Below are 14,611 nucleotides of genomic sequence, written 5' to 3' on the forward strand. Positions count from 1 at the left end.
ACCCGAAATCAGGCTGAGAAATGCAGCGGCAGAACACGAGGAGGAAGGCAGCTATGACGGTCGCCACTATCAACGGAATCCCGATCAATTACCAGGTCAAAGGTGATGGGGATCTGGTGGTGCTCATCATGGGTACTGGAAGTCCTGGGCGGGTGTGGGATCTTCACCAGACCCCCGCACTCGTTGCGGCGGGGTACCGCGTCTGCACCTTCGACAACCGTGGAATCGCGCCGTCCGGTGAGAGTGTCAGCGGTATCACGATGCCGGACATGGTTGCCGACACCGCAGGATTGATCGAGCATCTCGGTGGCGGCCCTGCGTACGTGATCGGAACGTCGATGGGTGCCCGAGTGGCTCAGGAACTCACGTTGGCCCGTCCGGACCTGGTCCGCAAGGCAGTGTTCCTCGCCGGCCATGCTCGGATGGATCACTTCCAGCAGACGCTGTCCGAGGGGGAGCGCGAGTTGGTCGACAGTGGCGTCGAGTTGCCCGCAAAGTATCGCGCTGCAGTAACAGCAGTGATGAACCTGTCGCCCACTACCTTGGCTGACGAGCGCTCAGCTCGGGACTGGCTGGACATCTTCGAATTCTCCGGTGGCACAACAGCACCCGGCATTCGAGCTCAGCTGAACATGGATCGCTCGTTCGATCGCCGTAGTGAGTACCGGGCGATCATGCGTCCCTGCCTGTCCGTTGCCTTCGCCGATGACCGGATGATTCCGCCCTTCCTCTCCCGCGAGGTTGCAGATTGCATCGCTACCGCGACGTACGAAGAGATCCCGGACACCGGTCACTACGGTTACCTCGAGCGACCGGATGCCGTGAACAAGGTGCTGATCGACTTCCTGGCCGGATAAACCGCTCAGGCCAGTGCGAGGAACAGTTTCTCGAGTTCGGCTTCGGTAAGAGGGTCCTTGCCTTCGGCGCCGGTCATGCATTCACGCAGGCCGGAGGCAACGATCTTGAAGCCTGCCCGGTCGAGTGCCTTCGAGACCGCGGCCAATTGGGTGACTACGTCCTTGCAATCACGGCCGCTCTCGATCATCGTGATCACTCCGGCGAGCTGGCCGTGAGCGCGGCGCAGTCTGTTCAATACGAGCGCAATGCTCTCTTCGTCGCCGGTCATCGTGGCCCTTTCTCGAATGTTCGTACTCGGACGAGAGTACCCCGGGGGGCATGGCAGCTGATCGTGAAGGATTCTGCTCGCGCAGCGATCAGAATCCTTCACGATCGAAGCCTCAGAGTGCGCTGATGGCGGCGCGTAGTTTGGTGGCCGCCTCGGTCGCGACCGCCTCGAGTCCGCTTTCGTCGGAAACCTGCACCATGACATCCGGATTCATGGCCTCGACGTAGAACGAATCTTCGGTCGACGTGTCTTCGCGAACCACGACATTGCACGGCAGCAGTAGACCGATTTGGCGATCGACCCCAACGGCGCGGTGCGCGAGCTGTGGATTGCAGGCACCCAGGATCAGGTACTTCTCCATGTCTTCACCGAGTTTGGCCTTGAGGGTAGCTTGCATGTCGATTTCGGTGAGGATGCCGAAACCTTGATCCGATAGGGCTCCGCGAGTGCGGGCCACGACGTCGTCGAATGTTCCGCTGACCTTGGTGCCAAGAGCGATATCCATGGGAGTTCTCCTTCTGTCGTCTTCAATTCAGCATACCCCTAGGGGTATCTGGTGAACAGTGATGTCGGGTACATGATCTAGCCGTGCGAGAAGCTGATCTTCGGCAGAACCCCGCGCAGCCACGTGGGTGACCACCACGCCGCTTTGCCGGTCAGGCGCAGCGCAACCGGAAGAAGAACCAGGCGGACGAGGACGGCGTCGAGTACGACCGCGACGCCGAGGATGATTCCCATCTCCTTCGGTGGCAAGGGGTCTGCCAACGCGAAGGTGAAGAATACGGCCACCATCACGGCAGCCGCTGCTGCGATCACTCGGCCGGAGTGCGCCAGTCCGTCGATATGAGCGATCTTGGGATCGCCGGTTCGCTCGTAGTGTTCCTTGGCGCTCGAGAGGAGGAAGACGGTGTAGTCCATCGCAATCGCAAAGATCATCGCGAAGAAGAACACCGGACCCCACCCGTTCAAGAAGCCTTGAGGTTCGAAGCCGAGCAGGCCGGATCCGTGGCCGTCCTGAAATATCAGCTTCGCGACACCGAATGCCGCGCCGGTGGACAGCAGACTCACCAGCGTGCCGATGACGGCGATGAGCGGTGCCTGCAGTGCGATCAGCAGTAGGGCGAATCCGAGTGTCAGAATCACGGCAATCACGATCGGCAGGTAGTCGTTCAATGCTTGCTGAAGATCGAGATTCTCGGCTGGGGCGCCCCCGACACGCGCGGATTCGGGTAGTCGCTCTCGCAGGTCGGCGAGGATGCTCTCCATTGCGGGATCTGACGGGTCGACGCTCGGAACCGCCTGCAGCATAACCAGATCGGAACCATCTGCCGAGGGTTGTGCCGGAGTGAGCATCGCTATGCCGTCGATGGATTCGGCAACGCGTGCTGTCCCTTCTGCGTCCTTGGCGGTCGTGACAATTTGCAGCATTCCGGGAGCGCCGTCACCGAACTGCTGCTGTACCAATTCGTATCCCTGGCGGACCGGAGCGTCCTCGGGAACCACCGCGATGGACGGCATGGCCACTTTCAGTCCGAAGACGGGGATGATGAGCGCAATCAGAATCAGTAGTGCACCGATGCCGAACGGCCAGGGATGCCGGTGCAGCAGTGACGCCCACGACGCGAACAGTGGGGAACGGTGTTGCTGGCGCCGCGCGTACGGGAGTGAGCCGGCGTTGACCTTTGCACCGATTGTGCCGAGCACTGCAGGGAGCAGGGTCAGCGTTGCAGCGAGAACGAAGATCACTGCGAGCATGATTCCCACCGCCATCGTGCGCACTGCGGGTGCGGGAACGATCAGAACCGCCGTGAGGCTGACGAGGACTGTCAGGCCGGAGAGAACGACGGCTTTGCCTGCGGTGTCCATTGTTTCGGCAACAGCGGCTCGGGGGTCGGGGTTCTTTCGTAGCGCGTCGCGGAATCTGGCAACGAGGAACAGGGCGTAGTCGATGCCGAGTGCAAGGGCAAACATCATCGCGAAGTTCATGGCCCACACCGAGATCGGCGTGATCTCGTTGAGAATCACCAGTCCGCCGGCCGACGCGACGAGACCTGCGAGGGTCAAAAGCAGTGGCAATCCGGCTGCGACCAGGGAACCGAAAGCCAGCACCATGATCGCGAGAGTGACTGGCCACGACATCATTTCGGCCTTGATCATGGCTTCGTGATTGGCCTCGTTGAAATCGCTCCACAACGCCGACGCGCCGGTCGGGTACACCTCGATCTCGTTGGTCGAGAGGTCGGAGAGTTTTCCTCCGAGTTGGTCGATGGCGCTCACCATGTCGTCTGTACTCGCGTTGGCGCCGGCAATCAGGATGCCGGTGTGTCCGTCGGGGCTGATCGTCATGCCGGGTTGTGGTGCGACAACGTCACCGAATCGACTGTCTTCGGCGAACAGTGCCGTTGCGCGGGCGAGGGTGTCCTGCAACTCCGGATCGCTGATCTGCTGCGAATCCGAATGCACGACAACCTGGACTGCGGCCGAGGAATTTCCGCCGAAATGCTGCTCTGCCAACTCCCGGACCTGTACCGATTCCGACCCGTTCGCTTGCCAACCTGCGCCGGCCAATGACGTGAAGACACTTGGTGCTGCGGCGCCAAGTGCCACGAGGGCGATCAACCAGATGCCGATAACCCAGCGGGTATGCGTGGCCATGGTGCGTCCGAGTCGGGCGAGTGCTCCGTCGCGTGCGCCCTGGTCGGGTGGCGCCGAATCGGCGCTTGTTGCGGTCGTCATTCCAACTCCTGATACGGGTGGGGGTATTTGCGAATTGCTTTCATGTATACCCCTGGGGGTATCTTGTTGTCACATCTCGGACCATGAGAAGTGCGGTACCGATGTCGGCTTAGGCTGTCGGCGGAGAGCGGCTGAGGCGTCGATTTCGGCCGGAAGATGAAGACACTCGTTCGGAAAGTGAGGAGACGCGCATGGATGCATCGGATTGGGACGAGCGGTACAGAGCAGTGACGCAGCCGTGGGGGATCGACCCGGCCGGAACGGTGGCTACGCGTGTGGCCGACCTGGACCCGGGAACTGCCGTCGACCTGGCGTGCGGCGACGGGCGTCATGCCCGCTGGCTGGCGGAGCACGGTTGGTCGGTGACCGGTGTCGACTACTCGTCGGTGGCGATCGACCGTGCGCGGTCGGCGGACGTGGACAGTGCCGTCAAATGGGAAGTCGGTGATGCGACGTCATGGACAACGGAAAGTGACGTTGACCTGGTTCTGGTGAGCTTTCTGCATCTTCCGCTCGCTGAACTTGTCGACACTTTGCGACGCGTCGCCGGGTGGGTCGCGCCGGGTGGGCGAGTGATGTACCTCGGGCATTCGATCGAGAACTATCACCGAGGGGTCGGCGGTCCGCCTGAGCCGGACATCCTGCCGGGCATTTCCGATCTAGCGCGAGCTGCCGAAGGCTTCCGCGTCTATGCGCTCGAACATGTGGTGCGTGCCCAAGATGACGGCTTTGCGATAGATATTCTGCTCGAGTTCGGTCCGTGGGACCGGCGCTGAACAGGCGATTCGCACCCTGGCCGACAAACTATGACGTGCGTCGCATTGTGGCAGGGCGCCAAGCGCTATGCGATGGGTCGCCATGTTGATACCCTCACCTAATTAAGGATAGCCTTTGCTTCTGACTTGGGATCGATGATCGGCCGCCTGGTCGTGATGTCGGGGATGGACAACCTGTATGAGTGAATCACCGAGTGACTTCAGTGCTGCATCTCTCACTGTCGATATTGTCGGAATCGGGTTCGGCCCCGCCAACCTCGCCTTGGCAATCGCAATCGAGGAACACAACGCAAACTGTGCAGCAGTTGATCGTGTCACCGCACGATTCTTCGAGAAGCAGGACGAGTTCGCCTGGCACCCGGGAATGCTCCTCGACGGAGCCACTATGCAAATTGCCTTCCCCAAGGATTTGGTGACGTTCCGCAATCCCCAGAGCGGATACAGCTTCTTCTCCTACCTTCACGAGCACGGGCGCCTCGTCGATTTTGTCAATCACCAGACTTTCTTCCCGACGCGTCACGAGTTCAACGATTACCTGTGCTGGGCCGCTTGTCGGGTTGATGCAGACGTGAGTTTCGGAACCGCGGTCGAAGCAGTCGACGGAAATCGAAACGGCGACGGCATTGTCGACCGTTTCGACGTTCGGCTAGACGATGGGACCGTGGTCACTGCGCGAAACGTCGTGGTCGCTGCTGGTCTGGTGGAGCGGATTCCCGACTGGGCGCAACTGTCCTCCCGCTGTTTCCACAACCATCAGTTCCTGTTCCATCTCGACGCGATGCCGGCACCGACACACAACCGGTTTGTTGTCCTCGGCGCAGGCCAGAGTGCCGCGGAGATCGTCGACTACCTGCATTCCCACTACCCGAACGCAGAAGTGCACAGTGTCTTTTCTCGTTACGGATACAGCCCCGCCGACGACAGTCCGTATGCCAACCGCATCTTCGATCCGGAAGCCGTCGACGCTCTGCACGGTGCAAGTGCCGCTGAGCGTGAGCGGATTCTGGCGCTGCACCGCAGTACCAATTACTCGGTTGTCGACATCGAATTGATCAACAGCCTCTATGCCACCGAGTATCAGGAAATGGTCCGCGGTCCGCGCCGGTTGTTCATGCACAAGGCGTCGGAGATCACGAGTGCCACCGAATCCGAATCCGGCATCGAACTGACCGTTCGTAGCAATCTCGACGGACTCACCGAGACACTCGAGTGCGACGCACTGGTCCTCGCTACCGGCTTCACCGCCGCCCCGTTGGATACGTTGTTGGGCGAACTCGTGTCTGATTCGTCCGTTCCGCGTACCGTAAGTCGGGACTATCGTATGGCTGTAACGGATGACGTGACGGGCGGTATCTACCTGCAGGGTGGTACGGAACGGACACACGGACTGACGTCGTCGCTGTTGTCGAACGTCGCGGTACGTGCGGGCGAGATTCTGGCGTCCGTTCTGAGCAACCAGAAGACGACCGGTGCGCTTGCTAGTCTGAGCGCACAAGAAACGTACGTAACAAGTGAGGCGAGATGAGCACTAATCCTTTCGATGACGAAGACGGACGCTTCTACGTGCTGGTGAACGACGAGGACCAGCATTCGCTGTGGCCCACGTTCTCCGAGGTCCCTGCGGGCTGGCGTGTGGTGTTCGGCGAAGAGAGCCGGGCAGCGTGCCTCGAGTACGTGGAGAAGAACTGGACCGACATGCGTCCCAAGAGTCTGCGCGAGGCGATGGAAGCAGACCAGGCTGCAGCAGGACGCAGCTCGGAGAGCTGATCCGTTCCTGGAACACGCGACAAAAGCTGGGCACCGACATAGGTGCCCAGCTTTTCGCGTTCGGCTAGTTCTACCTGCTGGCTGCCGGTGTGCGGCGTTTCCGCTTTCGGACCATGGGACGACGCAGTGAGTCCACACGCATGAGAATCCGGGGGCGTCGTAGCGTCCGGGCCACCCACTCGCCGAGTGTGACGCCCGCGGCCAATGCGCAACCGATACCGAAGGCCGACAACAGGGCAGTCAACCCGACCAGCACCTGATCGTTGAGCAACGAATAGAGCCCCTTGTACAGCGAGAGGCCGGGAAGCAGTGGCGTAATGCCTGCGACGGCCACGACAAGCGGCGGAGTCAGTGCCCGGCGCGCCATCAAACCACCGGCGAGGCCGACGACCGTCGCTGCGATTGCAGCCGCGATGACTGGCCCGACGTCGAGTGTCTGCACGTAGATCGAGACACCACTGCCCGCCGCGCCGCCGAGGAAGGCGGCTGTCAACGCTCGCCTTTCCGCATAACAGGCAAGTGCGTAGAACACCGACGCGAATGCGCCGGAGAGCATCAGCACCGGAAGCTGGGTGATCGGGGAGGCTTCGACGTTGATCGGTGGCAACGTCGAGCCCAACATTCCGGTGACGCGCAACGAGATCGCGACGCCGGCGATGATGCCGCCCGTCATCATCACGACTTCGAAGAAACGTGCCACTGCGGTGATGGGCGCGCCCATGATTGCGTCCTGCACCGAGCCGACCAACGACAGCCCCGAGAGCAGAACCACCACCCCGGCCGCGATGATCAGCGACGGTCTGATGCTGATCCCCAACTGTTCCTGAAAGGTGTACAGGGTTGCGGCCGGGGCAGCGGCGATCAGGCCGCCCATCACCTGCTGGAAGAAGAACGGCAATCCGAAACGGTTGAGAACCCGGTTAACTCGGTCGATCACCATCGTCGTCAGGAATGACACCGTGGCAACCAGGAGTCCGCCGCCGAGGAGCACGGACACCGACGCGGCCATCGCAGACCACGCCAGAGTTGCGGTCCAGCGACTGTACGGATGGGGCGCGGTTGTGATCGTCGTCAGTGCCTCGTGGGCCTGATTCGGGGTGATGGCCTCGCGTCTGATGCGACGCGTCAGACGGTCCACCGCAGCGAGGCGGGTGAAGTCCATCGAGCGGTAGTGGACGATACGCATCGTGCTGGCCGGCGGGCGGGTCGGTCCTCGATACGCGGACAGAACGATCGAGTTGTACGTGACATCGACATCGCACTGAGCCAAACCGTAGGTCGCTGCGATGAACTGAACCTGTTCGGCGGTGTCCATCGCCGCCGTTCCCGATGCGAGGAGCACCTCGCCGACCCGAACTGCCAGGTCGAGGACTTCGGCCACCACTGCGTCGTCGGTCAGGTCGATCGGTTGTAGAGGCGCGGGTGCCGACGTGACCGTGTCCAGCGTGGCCTGGCGGTGGCCGGTCAAACGGTCGAGGGCCTCGGCGAGTTTCGACATCAAGGGCGGCGCGTCGGTGGTCGACTCTGCGGGGTGCTCATGGGGCCCACGGTATCTAATGTGACCCGCGCGCGGCCACTGTGACGGCTTGGATATGATGGCTCCGCAAAGATCGTTCGCGGCGACGCGTGCGACTTCGCCTCCTTAGCTCAGTGGTAGAGCACTCGCCTTGTAAGCGAAAGGTCGTCGGTTCAATCCCGACAGGAGGCTCCAATACAGAGGGCGTCCACCCGGCAATCAGCCGAGGGGCGCCCTTTTTGGTGGTGGACCTAGTTGGCGGACGGCCTGGTGTCGTGGGTATCCGCGTTGGCCTGGCTCGGGTTGATCGCAGCGGCGATGTGTTGTTGCGCGACTACACGAAGTTTGATGTTGCTCGTCTGGGATTCTTGGATGAGGAGCGAGAAGGCGTCGTCGGCGGTGACGTGTCTGGTGCCCATGATGATGCCTTTTGCCTGCTCGATCACGCCTCGGGATTCGAGGGCGAGTTCGAGGTCCCTCGTGCGTGCTCGGGCAAGCTCGAGTCGATGCGAACTGCGCAACGCGAAGTACGCCGTGAGGGCAAAGAGTTCGATGATTGCAGCGTCGGCATCGGTGAATCCGTACTGGTCGCGGCTGTACAGATTCAGTGTCCCGAGCGGCTGCCCCTGTCCGGGGAGTGGTGCGGAGAGGAAGCTCGACACTCCGGCACGCCGCGCCTCACCGGCAAATTGCGGCCAGCGACGGTTGGCTTCGCTGGAGTGTGCGTGCACGACACATGAGGCGTGGGCGGATTCCACGGCGGGCCCGACTCCGAGCTGAAATTGCAGCTCGTCGACCGAGTGGACGAGCTCGTCGGTCGCGGCGACGGTGCGATGGGTGGAGTCGGACTCGGCGACGGTGATGCCGGCATGGTGGGCGCTGTCGATAATGTCCACGGCATGGTTGCAGATTTGCTCGAGGAAGTGCCCGTCATCTGTGTGCTTATCGGGTTGCGCATAGAGTGAGCGCAGGGCGTCGGTGGTTGCCCTCAATCGGGCTGGAAGTACGAAAGTGCCTGCACTGTAACCGGTTCCATGGCAAATATCGGCGTGTGGCGGCGTCATAACTTGCACACCCTTCTTCCAGGCCCGCAAATTCGGGTGATTTGTCCCATTCTCGCACCTGGATACCTGGTCTGCAGTCTGTTTAGTCGCGGAACGAGTGGATTGCCGTCGGATTCGTTACCTTTGTCACGAATCAGACATCGAGCATATTGGCTGGTGACGTTTGGCGACGCGCAGAAATGGGTATGCGCCAGTTCGCTCTAAATCTGTTGTGCTGCAACACATCCGTAAGAAGTTGCGACTGTAGTACAAGATTCTTCGTCAAGTCCCCGGATGCTCCGTGCATGGCCTATTCTCAGCGCCAGCGCACAAACTTGTACGTGTAACCCGAAGACAGTGAAGGGGATACGACAATGAATGGACTTATTGCCGCATTGAACAGCGGATTCACCCTCGGCCTGGCGAACACGATCCTGACTTTCGGCGGAATTATCGTCAATCTCAATATCGTGATCAATAACTGACTCCGCGAAACTACTCTGTTATGCAGGTAAGAACCCGTTATGCGGGTTCGATGCCTACATCGGATATCGGCCGCTCGCTCTTGCCTTTGAGCCATCGGTTGGGGAGCTTTCCGGCAAGTTCTCCGAGTGGGCCCACCGCAGCACTCAGTACCGCGACGGTGTCCTGAAGTATTTCGATGCTCGCACTCATGCGTTCGAGGTTGGGGGCCAATGACGTCAGAGTGTCGGAAAGGGCAACAATCTGATCGAGTGGACCACCCTCGGCGATAAGTCTTTCGAATGCGCCGTTCTCTGCGAGCAGCGTTTCGAGGATTCCGTTTTCTGCCAGTGCGCGATCGATGACGCCGTTCTTTGCGGTGAGGCGCTCCACCGCGCCGTCCTGGGCCGTCAATCTTTCCAATGGGCCGTCTTCGGCCGTCATCCGGTCGAGTAGCCCACCGGGTGCAAGCAGTCGCTCCAACGCGCCGTCCTCGGCGAGCACTCGGTCCAGCGGGCCGCCCGGCGCGAGCACGCGTTCGAGCGGGCCACCTGGAGCTAGAAGGCGTTCGAGTGTTCCGTCCGGTGCAGTCAACTTGTCGACCGGTCCGCCGGGGGCCAACAGTCGATCGAGTGGCCCGCCGGCGGCGAGAGCCTGCCCGATGGGACGGTCGTCCGCTGTCAGTGACGACAACTGTTGAATCATCTGCAACGGCCCGCGCGGATTTGCCAGGGATGCCGCGCCGACCGTCGTGGCGCCTGGGTTCGAGATGACAACTCGTACGGTTGTCACCGTCAGTTCGGCAATACCCAGGCTGATTTCTGCGGCGGCGATGCCCGCGCGCACGGGTAGCGTGAGTATCTCGACCAGTCTCATTGAATAACTGTAACCGGTCACACACAAATACTCGCCCGGATAATACGAGCGTCAGTGCAGAAGAACGTCAGTGCAGAACCTTGAGGCCGACCACTGCTCCGATGATGACCAGAATCAACAGGACTTTGACGATCGACGAGGACTCGGTACCCGTGATCATGGCGTATCCGACGGTCAGCGCGGCGCCGATGCCGACCCAGATTGCGTACGCAGTGCCGATCGGAAGCGTCCGCATTGCGTACGCAAGACCGGCCATGCTGACGATCAGACCGAGTATGAACACGATGGTGGGTGACAGCTTGCTGAATCCATCGGATTTGCCCAGTGCGGTGGCCCACACAGCTTCGAAGATTCCGGAAATTACGAGCACGATCCATGCCATGACGAACACTCCTAACACCGTCTTGTCGCTGGCCGGGTACGGTGTGCTCGTCCGGATGTCGTTACCGACTCACTTCACGATAGCAACGGAACGCAGGTCGAAGGCTGATTCGGGCGGTCAGACCAGTCACATCCGAAACGGTTCACAGGAACTTCCCAGGGAACACGCAGCGTGAATCCAGTAGGAGGGGAGAAGATCGTTTTTGTGACCGACAAGCCAAGTGAAGCCCGCATCCTCGTAGTCGACGACGAGCCAACCATCGTGGAGTTGCTCTCCGTGAGCCTCCGTTTTCAAGGTTTTGAGGTTGCCACCGCATCCAGTGGCGCCGAAGGACTCGACGTGGCGCGGACATTCCGTCCCGACGCGATCATCTTGGACGTCATGATGCCCGGAATGGATGGCTTCGGACTGCTGCGACGGTTGCGTGCGGACGGCGTCGACGCCCCGGTGCTTTTTCTGACGGCGAAGGACGCGTTGGACGACAAGATTACCGGCCTCACGTTGGGTGCTGATGATTACGTGACCAAGCCGTTCAGCCTCGAGGAAGTGGTGACGCGGTTGCGCGTCATACTGCGCCGAGCAGGGCGCGGAGTTGCGCCGGAGCAGTCCCCTCGGGTTACGTTCGCGGACATCGAACTTGACGACGACACGCGTGAAGTGTGGAAGAACGGAGAGCTGGTATCGCTGTCTCCGACGGAGTTCACTCTGCTGCGGTACTTCATGGTCAATGCCGGCACTGTCCTGAGCAAGCCGCGCATCCTCGATCACGTCTGGAACTACGACTTCGGCGGCGAGGTGGGTGTGGTCGAGTCCTATGTTTCCTACCTTCGACGCAAAGTCGACACGGGTGAGACTCCGTTGATCCACACGTTGCGTGGCGTCGGGTACGTGATGCGCGAACCTCGGCGATGACTTCGCAGTCGCAGACCGAAAAGCCTTCCTCGGGAAGGCGATTCCGTGTGCATGCGCTTCCGCTCCGATTCACGCTTGTGGCCGCACTACTCATTCTGGCTGGTATGGGTTTGCTCGCATCCGGAGTGGCGGTGACGTCTGCGCTCGAGAACTCGCTGACGCAACGTACCGATCGGACTCTGTACGAGGCCATCGACGGTTGGGCAAAGCCGCATTCGCGAGATGTCCAGCCGCCCAGCGCCGTCGGCCCGAATACCCGTCCGCCGAGCCCGTTCTTCGTGCGCACGGTGACTGCGGACGGAAAAATCATCACCCTGAACGACCAATCGTCGTCGACAACGCCGGACCTGTCTGTCGACGCGACGAACGGGCCGGTCACGACAGGTTCGACGGACGGTTCGGATGTGAAGTGGCGTGTGCTCTCCACTGTTCGAGACGGAACAACCACCACAATCGGCGTCCGCATGACGGATATCGAGCAGACTGTCGACGACCTGATCGGTCTCCAGTTCGGGATCGGTGTGGTGGTGTTACTCGTACTCGGCGGTGCGGCCTACTTCGTCGTCCGTCGTAGTCTTCGGCCTTTGGTAGAAGTTGAGGAAACTGCAGCAGCCATTGCCGCGGGCGATCTCCACCGACGTGTCCCAGAAAGGGACGATCGTACCGAAATCGGTCGATTGTCGGTGGCGCTCAACGGAATGCTGGCCCAGATTCAGCGGGCCTTTGCTGCAACGGAGGCGTCGGAAGAATCGGCACGCCGCTCGGAAGAGCGTATGCGACGTTTTGTCGGCGATGCGAGCCATGAATTGCGCACTCCGCTGACTACCATCCGCGGGTTCTCGGAACTGTATCGCCAAGGTGCCATGACGGATACGGCCACACTGATGAATCGCATCGAAGGGGAAGCGTCGAGGATGGGCTTGCTGGTCGAAGACCTCCTGATGCTCGCGCGACTCGACGAGCAACGTCCGCTGGACAACAAGACGGTGGATCTCCTTGCCGTTGTGGCAGATTCGATTCAAGCGGCGCGGGCCATCGCGCCCGGTCGGAGCGTCACGCTGGCGATGACGGGTGGGCCGGGGACCCCCGAGGTTGTCGGGGATCAGGCCCGCCTGCGCCAAGTAGTCGCGAACCTGGTCGGAAATGCAGTCAAGCACACTCCGCCGGACGCTGAGATCGTCATTCGATTGGGGACTACCGAAGAGACTGTGGTCATCGAGGTTTCGGATACCGGCCAAGGGCTCAGTGAGGAAGACGCGGCACGAATTTTCGAAAGGTTCTATCGCGCGGACACGTCCCGCACGAGGGAAACCGGCGGTGCGGGTCTCGGTCTGTCGATCGTGTCCGCGTTGGTGGAAGCACACCATGGAACCGTCTCGGTGACCAGCGCGCCCGGCGAGGGTGCGACCTTCCGGGTCGAACTGCCTCGCGAGCCCCACGAAGACTGACCTGGAGAGAAAACTGTGTAGCATCCACTGCGCAACACCACTCGAACGTCGTTGGCGCCAGACCGGTCACGAGGTAGTTCCGGGGCGACAAGATCGTGAAAACTGCTGCCGCCGAAGGTGAAAAAAAGAACGATTACCTGCGTTATCTTCGAACAAGTCCAGCGACAGGCACTTCTCGACGAAGTTGCACGCTTGTACGAGACAAGTGGTAATCGACGTTCGGCGTGTCGAGTGCCACACGCGGAGTGCGCGACCCACCGCTGCCGAGTTCGCGGAAAGTCCGGTCAGGCGACGTAGGACTCGAGGCGGGTTCTCACCAGGGTGTCGATGTCACCGCGACGCTTCTCCGAGACCACACCGGCAAGGAGCAGTACGAACAACTCGTCGATGCGCTCCGAGAGATCCGCTCGACGCGTCAGCACGTTCGAGACCATTTGCACGCCCGTGAATGTCGCCGTGACAACACGACCTACGGATTCGGGTGTGACGTCTTGGCGGATATCGCCTTCTTGCTGTGCGATGTCGGCCAGCCTTTGAAGTTCTCGAATCCAGGTGAGATAGGGCTCGAAGGGGCCGTCGGCAGTATTGAGCTCCAAGGTGAGTCGGATGCCGGCGCGAACGACTGGATCGGAGATCAATTGTCGAGCGATCTCGTTGCAGACCATGATGACCTGCTCCAATGCCGGGGCGCCGGTAGACGCAGCTGCAGAGAACGATGCCAGGGAAATGCGATGCTGCTCGTCGATGACGGCCTGGGCAAGTTCGTCTTTGGAGGAGAAGTGAAAGTAAACCGCGCCCTTGGTCATCCGTGACGCGGACACGATGTCATTCATGCTGGTGCTGCCGTACCCAGAGATTTCGAAACGGTCAGCCGCGCCGCGGAGAATCTGCTGGCGACTGATTTTGGCGCGTTCCTGCATTGCTTCCGTTCCTCCGAATGGTCCCAACTGGTGTGTCCCGTTGGGCGCTGGTCCTGCGACCAGCGCTCAACGGTAGCAGCGAAACTCGTTGTTGTGCGACAACGTAAACGGACTGTTCGGAATGTGGAAGTGCAGGTCACCGTCAATAAACGGAATAAAGTGGACGGCCGCAACACTGGATCGGACATTGCGGCAACTCTCACAGTTAACCGTCAGCGCGCTGAAACGTTGCTCGTATGTCCGATTTCGCGAAGTGCTGCCTTCAGACGTGCTTGGGCGTCTTCGAGAGATTCAGGCGACGGCGACGGATCGGCGCCACTGATGTCGAAATTTCCCATTGTGTATGCGGGAAAAACATGGACGTGCAGATGCGGCACTTCCAAACCGGCGATCAGGAGCCCGGCGCGCGGCGCGTCGAACGCTTTGCGCACGGCCTGTCCCATCGTGCGTGCAACTGTGGTCACTTTGGCAAAAAGTTCGGGATCGACGTCCTGCCACTGATCTACCTCGGTACGAGGAACTACCAGTACATGGCCCTGTGTCACCGGCGCGATAGTAAGGAAGGCAACGACGTCGTCGTCCTCCCACACAAAACGGCCAGGTAGGTCCCCGTTGATGATGGCGCTGAATACTGAAGGCATAGGTCA

Annotated in this window: 15 protein-coding genes, 1 tRNA gene and 1 riboswitch; of the genes, 7 read left to right on the forward strand and 9 right to left on the reverse strand. The window is 60.8% G+C overall.

All coding sequences use genetic code 11. From position 1 onward, the window contains the following. Positions 1 to 53 precede the first annotated feature (53 nt). A complete protein-coding gene (locus RG2_RS16440; protein ID WP_033232280.1) occupies positions 54 to 857 on the forward strand; it encodes an alpha/beta fold hydrolase in 804 nt (267 codons plus the stop codon). A 5-nt stretch (positions 858 to 862) separates the two neighbouring features. Here the strand turns inward: RG2_RS16440 and RG2_RS16445 are convergent, their stop codons facing one another. The 3 genes from RG2_RS16445 to RG2_RS16455 form a co-directional block, all read right to left on the reverse strand. After that, complete coding sequence (locus RG2_RS16445) at positions 863 to 1,126, reverse strand: metal-sensitive transcriptional regulator (RefSeq protein WP_033232278.1); 264 nt, start codon at positions 1,124 to 1,126, stop codon at positions 863 to 865. Positions 1,127 to 1,238: 112 nt separating this feature from the next. Further along, the gene (locus RG2_RS16450; protein WP_033232277.1) at positions 1,239 to 1,631 is read right to left on the reverse strand and encodes a DUF302 domain-containing protein; all 393 of its coding nucleotides are present in this window, start codon (positions 1,629 to 1,631) and stop codon (positions 1,239 to 1,241) included. A 77-nt stretch (positions 1,632 to 1,708) separates the two neighbouring features. After that, positions 1,709 to 3,862, reverse strand: a complete 2,154-nt coding sequence (locus RG2_RS16455) for an MMPL family transporter (protein WP_033232275.1) — start codon at positions 3,860 to 3,862, stop codon at positions 1,709 to 1,711. Between the two features lie 191 nt (positions 3,863 to 4,053). Here RG2_RS16455 and RG2_RS16460 point away from each other — a divergent pair, with 191 nt between their 5' ends. The 3 genes from RG2_RS16460 (at position 4,054) to RG2_RS16470 (ending at position 6,405) form a co-directional block, all read left to right on the forward strand. After that, complete coding sequence (locus RG2_RS16460; protein WP_033232274.1) at positions 4,054 to 4,638, forward strand: class I SAM-dependent methyltransferase; 585 nt, start codon at positions 4,054 to 4,056, stop codon at positions 4,636 to 4,638. A 178-nt stretch (positions 4,639 to 4,816) separates the two neighbouring features. After that, on the forward strand, positions 4,817 to 6,163 hold the full coding sequence (locus tag RG2_RS16465; RefSeq protein WP_033232273.1) for a lysine N(6)-hydroxylase/L-ornithine N(5)-oxygenase family protein: 1,347 nt from the start codon (positions 4,817 to 4,819) through the stop codon (positions 6,161 to 6,163). Continuing rightward, the gene (locus RG2_RS16470; protein WP_033232272.1) at positions 6,160 to 6,405 is read left to right on the forward strand and encodes an MbtH family protein; all 246 of its coding nucleotides are present in this window, start codon (positions 6,160 to 6,162) and stop codon (positions 6,403 to 6,405) included. Before RG2_RS16465 ends, RG2_RS16470 begins: the two co-directional genes overlap by 4 nt. 70 nt (positions 6,406 to 6,475) lie before the next feature. On the opposite strand, the gene RG2_RS16475 is transcribed toward RG2_RS16470, so the two are convergent. After that, entirely contained in the window at positions 6,476 to 7,903 is a 1,428-nt protein-coding gene (locus RG2_RS16475) for a threonine/serine exporter family protein (protein ID WP_033232271.1), read from the reverse strand. A gap of 138 nt (positions 7,904 to 8,041) precedes the next feature. Here RG2_RS16475 and RG2_RS16480 point away from each other — a divergent pair. Further along, positions 8,042 to 8,116 (forward strand) — tRNA-Thr (locus RG2_RS16480). A gap of 56 nt (positions 8,117 to 8,172) precedes the next feature. Here the strand turns inward: RG2_RS16480 and RG2_RS16485 are convergent. The 3 genes from RG2_RS16485 to RG2_RS16495 all read right to left on the reverse strand — a co-directional run bounded on the left by RG2_RS16485 (position 8,173) and on the right by RG2_RS16495 (position 10,684). Further along, positions 8,173 to 8,985 (reverse strand): GAF and ANTAR domain-containing protein, encoded by an 813-nt coding sequence (locus tag RG2_RS16485; protein WP_051730354.1) that lies wholly within the window; start codon positions 8,983 to 8,985, stop codon positions 8,173 to 8,175. A 501-nt stretch (positions 8,986 to 9,486) separates the two neighbouring features. Then, positions 9,487 to 10,302, reverse strand: coding sequence for an ABC transporter (locus RG2_RS16490; RefSeq protein WP_033232269.1), 816 nt, complete (start codon positions 10,300 to 10,302; stop codon positions 9,487 to 9,489). A gap of 67 nt (positions 10,303 to 10,369) precedes the next feature. Beyond that, positions 10,370 to 10,684: a DMT family transporter gene (locus RG2_RS16495; RefSeq protein WP_033232602.1), complete on the reverse strand. Its 315-nt coding sequence runs from the start codon at positions 10,682 to 10,684 to the stop codon at positions 10,370 to 10,372. A gap of 11 nt (positions 10,685 to 10,695) precedes the next feature. Beyond that, positions 10,696 to 10,758, reverse strand: a riboswitch (guanidine-III (ykkC-III) riboswitch). Positions 10,759 to 10,888: 130 nt separating this feature from the next. Between RG2_RS16495 and RG2_RS16500 the strand changes: the two genes are divergently transcribed. Both RG2_RS16500 and RG2_RS16505 read left to right on the forward strand, forming a co-directional pair. Further along, positions 10,889 to 11,596 carry a response regulator transcription factor gene (locus RG2_RS16500; RefSeq protein WP_033232268.1) on the forward strand — a complete coding sequence of 236 codons (708 nt, stop codon included), beginning with the start codon at positions 10,889 to 10,891 and terminating at the stop codon, positions 11,594 to 11,596. Then, positions 11,593 to 13,044 (forward strand): sensor histidine kinase, encoded by a 1,452-nt coding sequence (locus RG2_RS16505; protein WP_051730353.1) that lies wholly within the window; start codon positions 11,593 to 11,595, stop codon positions 13,042 to 13,044. The genes RG2_RS16500 and RG2_RS16505 overlap by 4 nt, the downstream gene beginning before the upstream one ends. Positions 13,045 to 13,328: 284 nt before the next feature. Here the strand turns inward: RG2_RS16505 and RG2_RS16510 are convergent, their stop codons facing one another. Together RG2_RS16510 and RG2_RS16515 are read right to left on the reverse strand one after the other, a co-directional pair. Continuing rightward, positions 13,329 to 13,964 (reverse strand): ScbR family autoregulator-binding transcription factor, encoded by a 636-nt coding sequence (locus tag RG2_RS16510; RefSeq protein WP_033232267.1) that lies wholly within the window; start codon positions 13,962 to 13,964, stop codon positions 13,329 to 13,331. Positions 13,965 to 14,176: 212 nt separating this feature from the next. Beyond that, the gene (locus RG2_RS16515; protein ID WP_033232265.1) at positions 14,177 to 14,605 is read right to left on the reverse strand and encodes an HIT family protein; all 429 of its coding nucleotides are present in this window, start codon (positions 14,603 to 14,605) and stop codon (positions 14,177 to 14,179) included. Positions 14,606 to 14,611 lie beyond the last annotated feature (6 nt).

Source organism: Rhodococcus globerulus NBRC 14531 (genome assembly GCF_001894805.1).
Taxonomy (GTDB): Bacteria; Actinomycetota; Actinomycetes; order Mycobacteriales; family Mycobacteriaceae; genus Rhodococcus_F; species Rhodococcus_F globerula.